Origin of the sequence: Enterococcus sp. 1001283B150225_161107_E12 (assembly GCF_015556925.1) — a bacterium.
GTDB classification, from domain to species: Bacteria; Bacillota; Bacilli; order Lactobacillales; family Enterococcaceae; genus Enterococcus_B; species Enterococcus_B mundtii.
In genome coordinates this window covers 21938-37066 of record NZ_JADNNI010000023.1, presented here as the reverse complement: position 1 = coordinate 37066, position 15129 = coordinate 21938, and the positions used below count along the sequence as shown (strand labels likewise).

At 40.7% G+C, this 15129-nt stretch carries 14 protein-coding genes and 1 riboswitch; of the genes, 1 reads left to right on the top strand and 13 read right to left on the bottom strand.

Features of this window, described 5'->3' with window-relative positions:
- Nucleotides 1-113 precede the first annotated feature (113 nt).
- From pknB to I2F89_RS14210, 11 genes are all read right to left on the bottom strand, one after another.
- Nucleotides 114-2162, bottom strand: a complete 2049-nt coding sequence (gene pknB, locus I2F89_RS14260) for a Stk1 family PASTA domain-containing Ser/Thr kinase (protein WP_195514555.1) — start codon at nt 2160-2162, stop codon at nt 114-116.
- Nucleotides 2159-2899 carry a Stp1/IreP family PP2C-type Ser/Thr phosphatase gene (locus I2F89_RS14255; protein WP_010734102.1) on the bottom strand — a complete coding sequence of 247 codons (741 nt, stop codon included), beginning with the start codon at nt 2897-2899 and terminating at the stop codon, nt 2159-2161. Before I2F89_RS14255 ends, pknB begins: the two co-directional genes overlap by 4 nt.
- A gap of 12 nt (nt 2900-2911) precedes the next feature.
- The gene (rsmB, locus tag I2F89_RS14250) at nt 2912-4270 is read right to left on the bottom strand and encodes a 16S rRNA (cytosine(967)-C(5))-methyltransferase RsmB (protein WP_071866547.1); all 1359 of its coding nucleotides are present in this window, start codon (nt 4268-4270) and stop codon (nt 2912-2914) included.
- Complete coding sequence (fmt, locus tag I2F89_RS14245; protein ID WP_010734100.1) at nt 4270-5214, bottom strand: methionyl-tRNA formyltransferase; 945 nt, start codon at nt 5212-5214, stop codon at nt 4270-4272. The genes rsmB and fmt overlap by 1 nt, the downstream gene beginning before the upstream one ends.
- Nucleotides 5207-5698, bottom strand: a complete 492-nt coding sequence (def, locus tag I2F89_RS14240; protein WP_071866546.1) for a peptide deformylase — start codon at nt 5696-5698, stop codon at nt 5207-5209. The genes fmt and def overlap by 8 nt, the downstream gene beginning before the upstream one ends.
- Before the next feature lie 13 nt (nt 5699-5711).
- The gene (priA, locus tag I2F89_RS14235) at nt 5712-8120 is read right to left on the bottom strand and encodes a primosomal protein N' (RefSeq protein WP_071866545.1); all 2409 of its coding nucleotides are present in this window, start codon (nt 8118-8120) and stop codon (nt 5712-5714) included.
- 190 nt (nt 8121-8310) lie between these two features.
- Entirely contained in the window at nt 8311-8616 is a 306-nt protein-coding gene (gene rpoZ, locus I2F89_RS14230) for a DNA-directed RNA polymerase subunit omega (protein ID WP_010734097.1), read from the bottom strand.
- A gap of 4 nt (nt 8617-8620) precedes the next feature.
- Nucleotides 8621-9235, bottom strand: coding sequence for a guanylate kinase (gene gmk / locus I2F89_RS14225; RefSeq protein WP_034688579.1), 615 nt, complete (start codon nt 9233-9235; stop codon nt 8621-8623).
- Between the two features lie 264 nt (nt 9236-9499).
- Nucleotides 9500-10390, bottom strand: a complete 891-nt coding sequence (locus tag I2F89_RS14220; protein WP_195514554.1) for a YicC/YloC family endoribonuclease — start codon at nt 10388-10390, stop codon at nt 9500-9502.
- Between the two features lie 18 nt (nt 10391-10408).
- The gene (locus I2F89_RS14215; protein ID WP_019722353.1) at nt 10409-10627 is read right to left on the bottom strand and encodes a YdbC family protein; all 219 of its coding nucleotides are present in this window, start codon (nt 10625-10627) and stop codon (nt 10409-10411) included.
- Nucleotides 10597-12288, bottom strand: coding sequence for a patatin-like phospholipase family protein (locus tag I2F89_RS14210; protein ID WP_195514553.1), 1692 nt, complete (start codon nt 12286-12288; stop codon nt 10597-10599). The genes I2F89_RS14215 and I2F89_RS14210 overlap by 31 nt, the downstream gene beginning before the upstream one ends.
- A gap of 231 nt (nt 12289-12519) precedes the next feature.
- On the opposite strand from I2F89_RS14210, the gene I2F89_RS14205 reads away from it, so the two are divergent.
- Nucleotides 12520-13296, top strand: a complete 777-nt coding sequence (locus I2F89_RS14205; RefSeq protein ID WP_071866542.1) for a hypothetical protein — start codon at nt 12520-12522, stop codon at nt 13294-13296.
- 53 nt (nt 13297-13349) lie between these two features.
- Here the strand turns inward: I2F89_RS14205 and thiT are convergent, their stop codons facing one another.
- Entirely contained in the window at nt 13350-13934 is a 585-nt protein-coding gene (gene thiT, locus I2F89_RS14200) for an energy-coupled thiamine transporter ThiT (protein ID WP_071866541.1), read from the bottom strand.
- 83 nt (nt 13935-14017) lie between these two features.
- Nucleotides 14018-14120, bottom strand: a riboswitch (TPP riboswitch).
- A 23-nt stretch (nt 14121-14143) separates the two neighbouring features.
- A complete protein-coding gene (locus I2F89_RS14195; protein ID WP_019722356.1) occupies nt 14144-15112 on the bottom strand; it encodes a ribose-phosphate diphosphokinase in 969 nt (322 codons plus the stop codon).
- Between the last annotated feature and the right edge of the window lie 17 nt (nt 15113-15129).

The window sequence follows — 15129 nt, the reverse complement described above, 5'->3', positions numbered from 1 at the left end:
TTAGGAGAAATCACCAAAAAATAGACCTAAGAATTTCCTCAAATGCCGACGACATTTTGAATTCTCAGATCTATTTTTTATCATTGTCGTTTTAGTTCGTTTAATTCTGTCTACTAGTCACTATCCGTCGAGGACGTTGTAGTGGTACTACTACTAGTTGTTTCGGAACTTGAACTACTGCTTGAACTGCTAGAAGAACTGCTGGAAGAATCTTTTTCAGAACTTGATGATGCTTTCGCTGGGTCTGGTCCTTTTGAGTAAATCACATTGACGATCGTTCCTGATGTGATCGATGCACCTACTCCTGGATCTGTACGGATCACTTTGTCTTTTTCTACTGTATCTGAAAACTCATACGTTTCATGACCAATGTAGTCGGCACCGATACCAGATAAGTAACTTTGCGCATCACTTTTCGTATAACCAGAAATGTCATTCAGTGTCTTCGCATCTGGTCCTTTACTCACCACGAAACTAATAAATGTCGCATCCGTCAATGGTTCCCCAAAACTTGGTGACTGACTGATGATTGCACCGGCTGGGACCGTATCACTATAATCATTCGTTGCACTGATATTCGTATAGCCATTCGTTCTCAAAATACTAAGAACTGTTTCATAGTTTTGTCCGGTGTAATCGCTCATCGTCGGCTGACTTCCTTTACTAACAGTAAAAGTAATCGTATCTGATGTGGGATCGACTTCTGTTCCTTCATCTTCTGATTGTGAGATGATATTTCCACTAGTGACCTCATCACTAAATTCTTCTTCTTTTTTGATTCTACTTGAAGAGAAACCTAAATCCAGTAGCTGCTTGCGCGCTTCATCGTAAGACATACCCGTAAAATCATCGAGTTGGATTTTCTTCTTACCTGTACTGATATAAAGCGTGACTTCACGATTTTGTTTCACTGTTGTTCCTGAGGCTGGATCTGTTTTGACCACATTTCCTTTCTCAATCGTATCGTCAGCAATTTCTTCAGTGTTCGTTGCTACCTTTAATTTTGCTTGTGTCAAAGCTTCTCTTGCTGAAGCTTCGGATTGACCCGAAACATCGGGAACCGTTACTTCTCCTCGTCCACCTGAAGCAAATAAAATCGCTGTCCCAATTCCTAACAAAGCAAGCAAGACCAGCAAAATGATCCACCATTTTTTTCTTTTTTTAGTCTTTACATCTGGCATTGTTTCTTCGGGATCTGGTAATTCTTCCGCTGGTTTCTCTTCGGGAAGAGGCATTGACTTAAAGGAATCTGGCATCGGTGTTTCTGCCGTCAGTGGTGTCAATACTCTTGTTTCGTTGTCCATCGCCTGGGGTTGCCATTTTTCTTCGTTTGCTCGTTCTAACGACAACACCGTTACTAGGTCATCTGCCATTTCTTCTGCCGTTTTATACCGGTCGACAGGTTCTTTGGCTGTTGCTTTCAAGACCACATTCTCCAATGACTGAGGTGCCCTTGGATCTAACTCTTTGATTGAAGGCAAGTCATCCTGAAAATGTTTCAGTGCAATGGTGACAGCTGATTCCCCATCAAAAGGAACGCTCCCTGTCAGCATTTCATATAAAATGATCCCTAACGCATAGATATCTGATTGTTTTGTCGCCATACTACCTCTTGCTTGTTCTGGTGAAAGGTAGTGAACCGAACCAAGCATCGTATTCGTTTGGGTGATCGATGTTTCCGATAAAGCAATCGCAATACCAAAATCTGTGATTTTCACAACACCTTCATTATCGATCAAGACATTTTGTGGTTTTAGATCTCGGTGGATGATTTGATGGCTATGTGCTAAAGAAATCGCAGACAAGATTTGTTGCATGATGTTTACTGCTGTTTCATAAGGAATCGGATAGTGCGTTTGGATATACCGTTTTAAATCCATTCCTTTTACATATTCCATAACTAAGTACTGCATGTTATCTTCTTCACCGACATCATAAACACTGACGATATTTGGATGAACTAGTTCGGTTGCCGCTAATGCTTCTCGTTGAAAACGACGGATCGCCGTTTGGTCATTTTGGAAATCAAAGCGTAGGACTTTGATTGCAACATCTCGATCTAAAATCAAGTCATGGGCTAAAAAGACATTTGCCATACCGCCACTACCGATGTTACCGGTAATTTGGTAACGACCATTTAATTTTCTTCCTGGCTCAATCATGCAACATCCTCCTTGTATTCAATAAGAAGAACGCTGATATTATCTGCTCCGCCGGCTTCATTTGCTTGATCCACTAATTGCGTTACTTTTTCTGATAATGATCCTTCTTGATTGATGATCGTACCGATCGTTTCTTCTGACAGCATATTCGTCAAACCATCCGAACATAGAAGTAAACGATCTTGGAGTTGCCAAAGATACGTTGCAACATCGACTTCTAATGATCCTGGCATGCCGACAGATCGAGTCAAGATGTTCTTACGTGGATGATTGACGGCCATTTCTTCGCTGATTTCACCAGATTTGACTAATTCATTTACTAAAGAATGGTCTTCCGTCAAGCGAATGATCCGATTGTCGCGAAGCAAATACGCACGACTATCCCCAACATTGGCAATCGTGAAACGTTCCTCTGATAGGGCAGCTGCTACGATCGTTGTTCCCATTCCGTTATATTCAAGCTGTTCTTGTCCTAATTGATGAATCGCGCGGTTTTCTTCTTGGATCGCTTGGATAAACCACTGCGCGATTTTTTCGTCATCAAGTAACGCTTGCTCTTCCCAGGCTTTCCCTAAGTTTGTGACGGCCATTTGACTAGCAATATCGCCTGCGCGGTGCCCACCCATGCCATCTGCTAAAACCGCCAGCGTGAGACCGACTTGGTTTTCAAATACACTGACATAATCTTGATTCGTATTACGTCTTCTTCCTACATCTGATTGATATTCAATCTGCATACTTTCACCTCATTACTTTTTGCGCAAACAACAAATGAAAAAGCCATCTGTATAAGATTGATGTGGATACAACGTCAACATCTTCTCCTTGATTGATGATTGTAGCACAGGATCAACTAAAACATCAATCTTCTCAAAATCAGGATGTCGTTGTAAAAACGCTGAAACAACTTCTTGATTCTCTTCTTTCAAAATCGTACAAGTACTGTAGGTCAATATTCCTGAAGGTTTAAGAGCCGTAGCTACACTTTCCAAAATAGCTAGTTGGATAGCCGGTAAATTGGCTAATTCTTTTTCATTATTTTTATAACGAATATCTGGTTTTCGGCGTAACAAGCCAAAACCGGAACATGGAGCATCTACTAAAATACGGTCAAATTGTTCTGCTTCAAACTGTTCTTTGACTTCACGTGCATCCATTTTTTGTGCGAACACTGCGTTGGCAACTCCTAAACGGCGAGCGTTCTCTTCCACTAGTTTTACTTTGTGGTCATGGACATCTAGAGCCACGACTTCTCCTCCACAAGTTGGATCAAGGAACGTGGCGATATGGGTCGTTTTGCCACCAGGGGCAGCGCAGGCATCTAGTACATGATGTTCTGGCTCAATCTGCATCGCTGGTGCAACAAGCATCGAGCTTTCATCTTGGATCGTCATCAAGCCATCGTGAAAAAGTGTCGTAGAGGCGAGTCTGCCCTTTTCAGCAATCACACCATATGGGCTTATTGGACTTGCTTTTACATCTAGTCCTTCTTCTTTCAATTGATCCAGTGCTTGTTCACGCGAAAGTTTACGGGTATCAATACGGCCACTCACATGACTTGGTTGATACAATGAAAGACCTAACTTTTCTGTTTCCTCGTAGCCGATTTGGTTAATCAAGCGCTGTGTCAGCCAATTCGGCAGACTTAATTTAACGGCTAAACGTTCGACTTCATCTGTGATAGTTTCCAGATCAGGTTTTCCTTGACGTAAATAATTTCTTAATACGCCATTCACAAATTTCCCTGTGCCGGGGTTGCCTTTGATTTTTGCAATTTCTACTGCTTCATTCAAAATTGCATGATCAGGTACTTTATCTAAAAATTCGAGTTGATAGACAGACAAATACAGCAAAGTTTTGACCCAGTCATCCACTTTTTTTGCATTTGCAATCAATGGCGCAACATAAAATGCAATCAAACGATGGCGACTGATCGTTCCATACACTAGTTCTGTAAACAGACCGATATCTTTTTGGTTAAGGTCGCCTTGGTTGATCATCTCATTCAATAATAGATTGGAGTATGCTCCACCTTTGTTGACACGCTCTAATGTCATCAACGCCATAAAGCGAACCGAACGTTTCATTTTTTTGGGTATTTTCGCCATTATTTCACCTGCTGTCCTACAGCGACTTGTTGTCCACTGCCATTTAGGAATTCTTGTATTAGTTGTTTTGCTTTACCGGCAGGTTGTAGTTCTTTGATCGATAATACCGTCTGTTCCCCACAAGCTACCCATAATTGTTTTTTATCTTTATGGATGATAGTTCCTGGTGTTTCAGATGTCGTCTCATCTGCCAACACATCTACTGCCCAAAGCTTCCAGCGTGTTCCTTCATAGGTTGTAAAAGCAATGGGCCATGGACGCATGCCACGAACTTGGCAGTCGATTTCTTCTGCTGTTTTTTCCCAATTGATTGCTTCTTGTTCACGTGTGATATTCGGTGAAAACGTTGCTTGGTCCTCATTTTGAGGCGTAGGCGTCAATTCGCCAGAAATGATTTTCGGTAGTGTTTCTAGCAATAACTCTTTGCCTAATAGACTAAGTTTTTCAAACATCGTACCGACATCATCTTGTTTAGTGATTGGTAGGCTTGCTTGTGAGAAAATACCACCCGCATCCATTTTTTTGATCATCTCCATGATCGTTACACCTGTCTCTTTTTCCCCGTTGATAATGGAATAATGGACTGGTGCACCACCACGATATTTTGGCAACAAAGAGGCATGAACATTGATCGCTCCATGTGTTGGAACTTGCAATAGTTTCTCCGGTAAGAATTGACCAAACGCAGCTGTTACCAGCACATCTGGTTGCAAATCAATGATTGTTTGCATTTCTGGAGAACCCGTGATTTTTTCTGGCTGTAGCACAAGAAGATCGTGCTTCAAAGCCGCCACTTTCACAGGTGTCGGGGTAATGATTTTTTTTCTTCCCACTGGTCGATCAGGTTGTGTCACGACAGCGACGATCTCATACCCTTGGTCGATCAGCCCTTCTAGTACAGGAACTGAAAATGCTGGGGTTCCCATAAATACGATTTTAGTCATCTAAATGTTCCTCCATGTATTCTTCGAGTTTTTCTTCGGGGATTTGTTCGATCATTTTATCGATAAATAAAATCCCATCTAAGTGATCGATCTCATGTTGAAAGGCGCGTGCAAGATAACCAAACGCAGTGACTTCGATTTCCTCTCCGTCACGATCATAATATCGAACCGTTACTTCATCTGCACGTTTGACTGTACCGTAGACATGCGGAATACTTAAGCAACCTTCCACATCGATACTTTCTCCTTTTGCCTCGATAATCTCAGGATTGATGAGTTCAAACTTATCCCCTTCATCGACTTCAACAATAGCGATTCGCTGATTTTTGCCGACTTGCGGCGCGGCGATGCCGACTCCGTCATTTGCCACCATTGTTTCATACAAGTTATCTAACAAGACGATTGTCTCATCAGTGATCATATCGATTGGTTGGGCTTTTCGATTCAATTTTTTATTTGGGTGGATCATTATTGGATAACTCATAGTGTTTCCTTTCTTAAATAAAATGTAGCGGCTCATTGTCGATCGCAACAAATAGATTTTGTCGCTGTTCTTTTTGACTTTGATCCAAAATTTCTTTCAGGACATTAGGCAGTTCTGGTTCATGTTTATATTTGATGATCAGCTGATAGTAATAGCGATTTTTCACACGTAAAACGGTGCTAGGTACCGGACCTAACAGAAGGCTGTTCGTTCCTAATACTTGCTTTAATTGACTGGCGATCTGAAAGATTTTTTTGGCTGCGACTTGTTCTTCTGGATGACTCGTCGTGATTTTCACAGTGAAGTAATAAGGCGGATAGCCTCCACGATGGCGTACATTCATTTCTTGTTGATAAAAGCGTTCATAATTTTGTTCCTTTGCTAAAGTTACCGCATAGTGATTCGGATTAAATGTTTGGATCACAACTTCCCCAGCTTTTTCGGCTCTTCCTGCCCTTCCGGAGACTTGTGTCAATAATTGGAAGGTATGTTCACTAGAACGAAAATCTGGCAGGTTCAACGATGTGTCTGCATTTAGAACGCCGACTAAGGTCACATCAGGAAAATCTAACCCTTTTGCGATCATCTGCGTTCCTAATAGAATATCCGCTTGTTTGTCCCCAAATTTTTGTAAGATTCGTTCATGCGCACCTTTTTTTCTTGTGGTATCCACATCCATCCGCAAGATTCTTGCTTGAGGATAAAGTGCTTTTAGCTCTTCTTCCACTTTTTGTGTTCCCGTTCCATAATACCGGATTTTGTTTTCTCCACAATTTGGACAACGATGCGGGATCGCTTCTTCATGTCCACAATAATGGCAACGCATCGAGCGAGAATCCATATGGAGAGTCAAAGAGATATCGCAATTTGGGCAAGGCAAGACAAAGCCGCAATCTCGGCACATCACAAAGGAAGAATACCCTCGTCGATTCAATAGAAGAACTGTTTGTTCTTTTTTTTCTAATCGATCTTGGATTTTTTCTTGTAATAATTGAGAGAACGTCGATGCTTGATTCTTTTCGAATTCTTCACGCATATCGACGACTTCGATCTCAGGTAATTGCGCACTCATTTTCGCACGCTGACTCAAGTGCAACATGCGATAGACACCTTTTTGTGCACGGGCTCTTGATTCGAGGGAAGGTGTCGCACTCCCCAAAACGATCGGGCAATGATGGTAATTCCCACGCCATATTGCTAAATCTCTGGCATGGTAACGCGGGGTTTCATCTTGCTTATAGCTTGATTCATGCTCTTCATCAATGATGATCAAACCAATGTTGTCTAGTGGGGCAAAGATCGCTGAACGTGCACCGACGACGACTTGGGCTTCATTGCGCTCGATTTTACGCCATTCATCATATTTCTCACCTTGAGACAAGCCACTATGTAAAACTGCGACGGATTCTCCAAAGCGCCCTTTAAATCGTTCGACCATCTGAGGGGTCAATGCAATTTCAGGGACCAACATGATCGCTGTCTTCTTCTCTGCCAAGACATCCGCAATGGCTTGAAGGTAGACTTCCGTTTTCCCACTACCAGTAATTCCTTCAAGTAAAAAGGTGTCATTCTTTTCCTGATGACAGGCTTCAATGATCTGCTGAACCGCCGATTGTTGTTCTTCATTCAATTGTAAGGCAGTCGTTCGTTCAAATATCCGATCTTTATAAGGGTCTCGATAACTTTCGACTTCTTCGATACGCAACCAACCTTTATCTCTACCTTGATTCAATACGGCAGAACTGACTCCTTTTTCTTTGAAATAAGCAATAGGCATCGGGTTTTCCATTTCTGACAAATAAAGAAGTAATTCTTTTTGTTTTTTCGCATTTTGTCTCAGGGTGCCCCAAGCTTCATCGAGTTGTGCTTTTGACAAAAGAGAGTGAACGACACGGATCGTTTTCACTTTGTTTTTTGTATGGACTTCGTAACGGATATCAACTAGCTTGTTTTTACGCCAACGGATCAATTGCGGTAAGATCCCAGTTTCTTCCGCTTCCTTCCAAGAAATCTCTTGTCTACCTGCGAAAAATGCAACGACTTCTGGTTCATCGGTCACTGGGTAAATGAGCTTATCGTATTCTGCTTTCATGACACTTGGGAGCATCGTTTGTAAACAGGTGATCTTAAAAGCATAAGTAATGGTTTTCATATAGTCTGCTAACCTCATCAACTCTTGATTGACAACAGGTGCCAAGTCAAGTAATTGAAGGATCGGCTTTAATTCTTTTTTAAGAGGTTGCTCGTTGGCTGTCAACGCCATCACAAAGCCTTGGACTTGGCGATTGCCGTTTCCAAATGGTATCGCTACACGCATACCGACTTGGATAGCCGCTTCCATTTCAGAAGGAACCAAGTAGGTGAATGCTTGATCGGTTTGCATAGTTGGTACATCGACAATCACATCCGCAATAACAGTCATGGACTCCTTCTCCTTTCTTCATCTTGGTTTTAAACACAAAATGGCTCTTGCCTATTTTACTAGAGATTCCTTGTTTTGTCTTACTTTCTGCCAAATCCTAACAAAAAATTAACGCAGGAAAAAAAAGAGCCTAGGAACATTTCCCAAGCTCAAATCTTTCGCTATCCATAAGCTGAATAGTGAGTTGATTTTATAGTTTTTGCTCGTCACGAATACGCGACTCTAATTCTTGTTGTGCACGGTCTTTTTGCGCACGACGTTCTTCGTCTTCCATACGTAGACGTTCACGTTTTAATTCAGGATGTGGATCACTGATCACATTTCCTGCTTCGATTTCTTCTAAAGCTTGTCCAACACTTTTGACAGAATCAAATGAATCCATTGTTGGTTGTGCTTTTGCGTCTAATTCATGTGCACGTTTACTTGCTAAGATCACTAGAGAATATTTTGAATTCACGCGATCTAATAATGAGTCGATTGAAGGCTTTAACATCATAAGACTACATCTCCTTTAACATTTTGATATATTTTCCGATGACACGATCGACACGGAAATGTTCACTTGCAATAATATCTTTGATTCGGTTGACCGCTAATGGAACTTCATCATTAACAACAGCATAGTCATACAGTGCCATCATCTCGATTTCTTCCTTAGCGACTTTCATTCGTTCTTCGATTACTTCATCTGCATCTGTCCCACGCCCAACGATTCGTGATTTCAATTCAGCTAAATCTGGGGGCGTCAGGAAAATAAATACGCCGTCAGGTACTTTTTCTTTTACTTGTTGTGCACCTTGGACTTCAATTTCAAGAAAAACGTCTTTTCCTTCGTCTAAGGTTTTGTTGACATACGATAGTGGTGTACCATAATAATTCCCGACATATTCTGCATATTCCAACATTTCGCCTTCAGCGATCATTTGTTCAAATTCTTCGCGGCTTCGGAAATAGTAGTCGACTCCTTCAACTTCTCCTTCACGCATCTTGCGTGTCGTCATCGAAATCGAATATTGGAAATCATTATCCTCACTCTCAAAAATTGCTTTTCGCACTGTGCCTTTTCCCACACCCGATGGACCAGACAACACGATTAATAATCCACGCTCTGACATGACGACGTCCTTTCAACTAGTCTTTTTTATACTATTGCTTATTTTGCACTTTTTTCTTGCAACTTTCAAGGCTATTTTTTTATTATAGCTAGAAAACCTAGAAAAAGCTAGTCTACTTCCCATTAAAGAGTCCGAGACAAAAGTAAAATTTACTTTTGTTGTATACCTAAAAAACGAATAAACGGCGGGAACAGGAGTAACCTCTTTGGAAATAAGACGGAATCCTGCCTAACGGACAGGTCATCGATCAGACAGGCTGGACACTTATTCAATATTTTGGATTTGCTCACGGATTTTTTCTAAAATCGTTTTAGACTGAACGACATGGTTTTTGATTTCGATCGCGCTTGATTTTGAGCCGATCGTATTGATTTCGCGATTCATCTCTTGTAAAAGGAAATCTAGTTCTCTACCGATGGGATAATCTGCTTCAAGTAGCTCTTCCAATTTCTGCGTATGGATGATTAAACGGTCGATTTCTTCATGGATATCGCCACGTTCTAAAAGAATCGCTATTTCGGTCAATAAACGATCTCGCTCAACTTCTGTACCAAGAAAAGCTTCTAATTTTTCTTGGTATCTCGTCTGAAATTCTTGCTCGTAAATCTCGACAAAGCTAGCTAATCCAGCAATATTTTGTTTTAATTCTGCGGTTTGTTGAAGTAAAACGTTCGCCAAAGCTTGGCCTTCTATACTCCGACTTTCTTCGATTGAACGAAGTGCCGTTTGCATCGTTTCTTTCGCTAATTGTGCAAGTAATTCTTGATCCTCTTCCGTTGCTTCAGCAATTGTCACAAACTCTTCGTTTAGTGCAAAACGTTCGATCAGTTTACCGATCGACAATGCGTTCGCTTCGCCATACTTTTCTTTAATACCGGTAGTCATCTGTGTATAGAGCGTATCGATCAGTTGCCAATTGATCGTCACTTTTTTATCTTGTTCACCTAAATATGTTAGGTTGATAAAGACATCGACACGTCCTCGACTTAACTTCGTTTTGATCAATTGTCTCAGTTCATTCTCAACAAAGCCTAATACTTTAGGGCTACGTATCTGGATATCTAAAAACCGTTGATTGACGCTTTTGATCTCGATTTCAAGTTGATAGTTCTTTTTTTCGCGGATGGCATTGCCAAAGCCAGTCATGCTCTTCATGCGACAGAGTCCTTTCTTTTACATATTTTTAATTGCTTTTTGTAACTCTTCAAACTCTTCGTTCGTTAATGTTAGTCCCTTACCCATTTTTTCATGGTCCGGTGCCCAATCCCGCAAGTCAAATTTCGGTGGTCTACCATTCCAACTCACTAAGTTCAATTCTTTGCGCCATCCTTTATTGTTTTCAGATAATACTGCAATTTCTTCTACGATCTCATATGAGAATTCTTGTGCCATTTTTGTTCCTCCTTTAGATGATAAAGATAGAGATACATCAGAGTTTCTACTGTATCTGCATTGAGTTGTCGTTGTAAGCGATCACGCTTTTTTTCTTTCACGTATTGGTAGATCGCGTGTTCCTTCATTACGTGTATTTTAGCATTTCGCTCCAGTTTTCGAAACTTCAACCATTCGCTAGCGTTTAATTGACCGACCTTTTTTAAAAATGCTTCATCGATTTTACTTTCTTGGCAAATGATTGGTAACATTTCTTCGACGGTATACACTTTATTCGGTAAGATCAATTTTTGTTTCGCTAGTAGCTCAAGCATCGCCAATCCGCATGTTTCACTTGTGACCCTGTCTTTATATACATTACGCAAGTCCCGCCAGAATTTTTCTTTGTAAAAAAAGGATACGTCTAAATCAAGTGTTTCGACTAAGAAACGTAAGAAACGTCGCCAATAACGTTCAGCTGGCTTTGCGGTTTCAAACGTATACCAGTTTCCTTGATAGATCCCTAAACATTTTTTAGCTTCTAAATAACCTAATTGGATATTCAATTGGTTTCTTTGTCGCTCAAAAACTAAGAAACCACCTAAAGACCAGTTTGAACAACATTTCCAGGTCACCAAAGCATCAGGTTCCTTGTATTTTTTGGCTACACCAGGTCCTTGGACATCGACAATCAAGACTTCGGTTGCACCTTGTTGGATAGCAACATCTACTGGCACGTTATTTCGATAGCCACCATCAACATATTTTGATCCATCGATCTGGCGATAAGCCATGGCAGGATAAAAAGAAGCAGAGGCGAGGATCCAATCGGCGATCTCTGTTGGTTCTAATGCTTGCATCTTTGTAACTGTTTCTTGAAATTCTGGGATTTTAGTTGCGATTGTATAGAGTTGCGGTTTTTCTGTACATTTGATTTTTTCTGCATCTAGGTATTGCTCTAGTAACGCTTCCAACGGTGCAATCGAGGTTCCTCCTTCGACTACTGCACGACGTGTCATCAAGCTGGCTTCTTGGATATAACGTTGCCTCAAATCTTCTGATAAGGCAACCTCTGGTAAAGCCAATACTTGATTGGTTGATAGTTCCTGCCATAACTCAATGGCTTGTGCTAGTTGATCCTGAACGACTAAAGCCCCATTTAGCGCACCTACAGAAGTGCCAGTAACGAGTGAAATCTCTAGATTTTCTTCTTTCAATGCTTTCCAAACACCTATTTGATAAGCTCCATGCGCCCCGCCCCCACCTAAGACAAGCCCTGTATGATAGGAAAGTTCCTTCTCAAACGATTGCGTTCCCGAATAACCACTTCGGTGGAAAAGGTCGACCATGTTGGGTGAGATCGAATGATCAAAGCGGACGAGTCCGTATTTTTTGAAAAAATAACGAGCCGTACTTTCTAACAATAGGAAAATATCGGACCACTGCCAATATTCTTCTTCAATCAACACGTTGGTATAGATCATTTTTTCATTCGTTATTTCTGCAGTAAAGTAAATGTTCAGCCTTTTCGATACGATCTTCCATGCCTGTTGTTTTTTTGCCTGTTGCCAAAAATGTTGCCGGCTTTCTTGATGTGTAGTAAAAAAACTAAAAACTTGTTTTGCTTGCTGCACTCGATTCTGCTGATAACGTTCCGACCAATAGACTTTTTGAACTTTCATAGACACCTCGTATTCTCTTTTTCTTTTATTATATCAGTAATCAGAAAAAAAGGGCGGGGTGAATAGTTATCCGATACCAGTGTTATATATATATAAATTTTTACTCTATGTTCATCTTTTATTCATAAAAAAAAGTTGCTTTGTAATCGAATTTTAAAATAAAAGAAACAAGCTTTTTTTCAGTAAATGTTGTAAAATGAAAGGGATGAGATACAGGGGAGGAGGAGCATGATGAGTGATTCAGTATATGTACATATCGATACAACTAGTAACGCCGTTTTGACCAAAGGGCTGACTATCAATGATTTTTCAAATAGCATCGTGCATTTTCCTCAAAATCTACTTTTGTTGGACCCTTCCGCATCTGCTGGAGAATATGAATCACACACAGGCTTGAAGGTCATTCGTGGAACTGAGAATATCCAAAGATTTTTCCAAACCGTTCGTAGCCGTAACAATAATACGGATCTTAAATGGATCGATTTTACTGATTTGACGATGTTAAAAGAATTAAGTCCTTTAGAAATCTCAGAGTTGCTTTATTTTGGTCATATGAAAACACATCTCCATTCACCTTTTTTCTATAAATTACAAAATAACTTTGTTTATTTTGATTTGAGCGATCATCTAGGTAGAACCTATTATCGTTATTTAGATGAATTTTATCGGATTTTTGCCAACAAATTAAGCACGATCTTGGCGGGGAAAATCAACGAAAAAAAATCATTCTTTCGAAAAGAGATCCCCGTCGAAAAAATCAGTGTGGAGATACTGAAAAAGATGCGTAATTTGATGCAAGAAGGAATCATTTTTTCGTTTGATCAAGCAGGTTTGGTCGATGACAAGTATGAGATCCCGATTTATGTCATTGAAGATTACGTTTGGAAATTAAAAGGGACACGTTACTTGGAAGAAAAACCGGTAGCTGTTCTCGTCTATCATGCCACTCAACAACGTTGGCAACTAGACGGCAACGTTTCTGATTTTGTCTACAACACATTTGTATAATGACATTCAACTCCACTAAAAAAGCGTAAAGGTAGCTACCTTTACGCCTTTTTTTAATTTTTGCTTTTACGTACTTGCAATCCTTCGCCTTCAAATAAAGAAGGAACGGTCTGTTCAATACCTAGTAGGACAATAGTTGTTACAATCCCAGTAGCTAACCCACTAGCGCCATTCATGACTAAGGAGAACAACCATGGATTCATCCCCCATAGTGCGAAACTTCCCCAAAAAGCAACCCCAGCGACAAAATGCCAGAAATATCTGGCAGTCACACCAACGAATGTCGCTAAAATGATCGTTGAGGCCATTTTCTTACGATTGCCTTGCAGATAACTCTGCTGCATTCTTTGCGAAAAAATCCCTGCAACGCCAGCAAACGTGAACGCGATCGGATACTCGATCAATACTTGGATGACACTCAAATAATAGACAGTTCCCATGGGAAAATGAAGGATTCCCCACAGAAAGGCCGATCCCATACCAGCTTTCCAACCCCTTCTCAAGGCAAATAAAGTTAAAGGGATTTGTCCGAGCGAGATTGCAAAACTACTACCGATTTGTAGAGGAATCATCGACAATACTAAAGATAATGCTGCGACGATCGTTCCCTCGATCCAGACACGATGATTCTTATTCATAAAAAAGCTTCCTCCTTTATAATTGGACATCACAAAGGAGGAAGCAAGTTTGTTTTTTTACAAACAGCTTCGTGCTTTCACACTAGCTATTCATTCACAATTCCTACGCTCGCATAACCGAAACAGGTACGAAGGGTTTAGAATATATTCAGTCTCAGCCCAAAATGGACTCCCCTTTGTGATTGTAATTATTTAGTTTTTGTTTTCCTTTATCTTTTTGTTTCAAATAAAGGACTAACTGGTTTGTTTTCATGGATACGTTTGATTGCGTCACCCATCAAACCACCAACGCTTACTTCGTCAATCTTATCAATTTTGCGATCTTCTGGCAAATAGATTGAATCCGTTACAACTAAGCGCTCGATTGCAGAGTCTTCGATTCTTTGTAAAGCAGGTCCTGACAGTACAGGATGTGTACATGAAGCATAAACGCTCACTGCTCCAGCTTCTTTCAACGCATTGGCAGCCAAGGTGATCGTTCCAGCTGTATCGATCATGTCATCGATCAAGACACACGTTTTGCCTTCTACTTGACCAATGATATTCATCACTTCTGCCACGTTTGCTTTTGGACGGCGTTTATCAATGATTGCAATTGGTGCTTTTAAAAATTCAGCCAATTTGCGTGCACGAGTAACACCACCATGGTCAGGTGAAACAACGACAACATCATCGCCTTGAATCCCTTTTTCTAAGAAGTAATTCGCAATCAGTGGTGCGCCCATCAAATGGTCGACCGGAATATCAAAGAAACCTTGGATTTGGACTGCGTGCAAGTCAAGTGTCAACATTCTTGTTGCTCCAGCTTTTTGGATCATATTTGCCACTAATTTTGCAGTGATTGGTTCACGTGCGCGCGCTTTACGGTCTTGACGTGCGTAGCCGTAATACGGCATTACAACGTTGATCGTTTTGGCACTTGCACGCTTCAATGCATCGATCATGATCAACAGTTCCATCAGGTTATCATTTACCGGACTACTTGTTGATTGAATAACATATACGTGTGAACCACGGATACTTTCTTCGATATTGACTTGGATCTCACCATCACTAAATTGAGTGACGGATGATTTTCCTAATTCAACCCCAACAGCTGCAGCAATTTTTTCTGCCAATGGACGATTTGAGTTTAATGCAAATATTTTTAATCTTGGATCAAAGTAATGTTTGGACATGAGGACCTCCGCTTTCT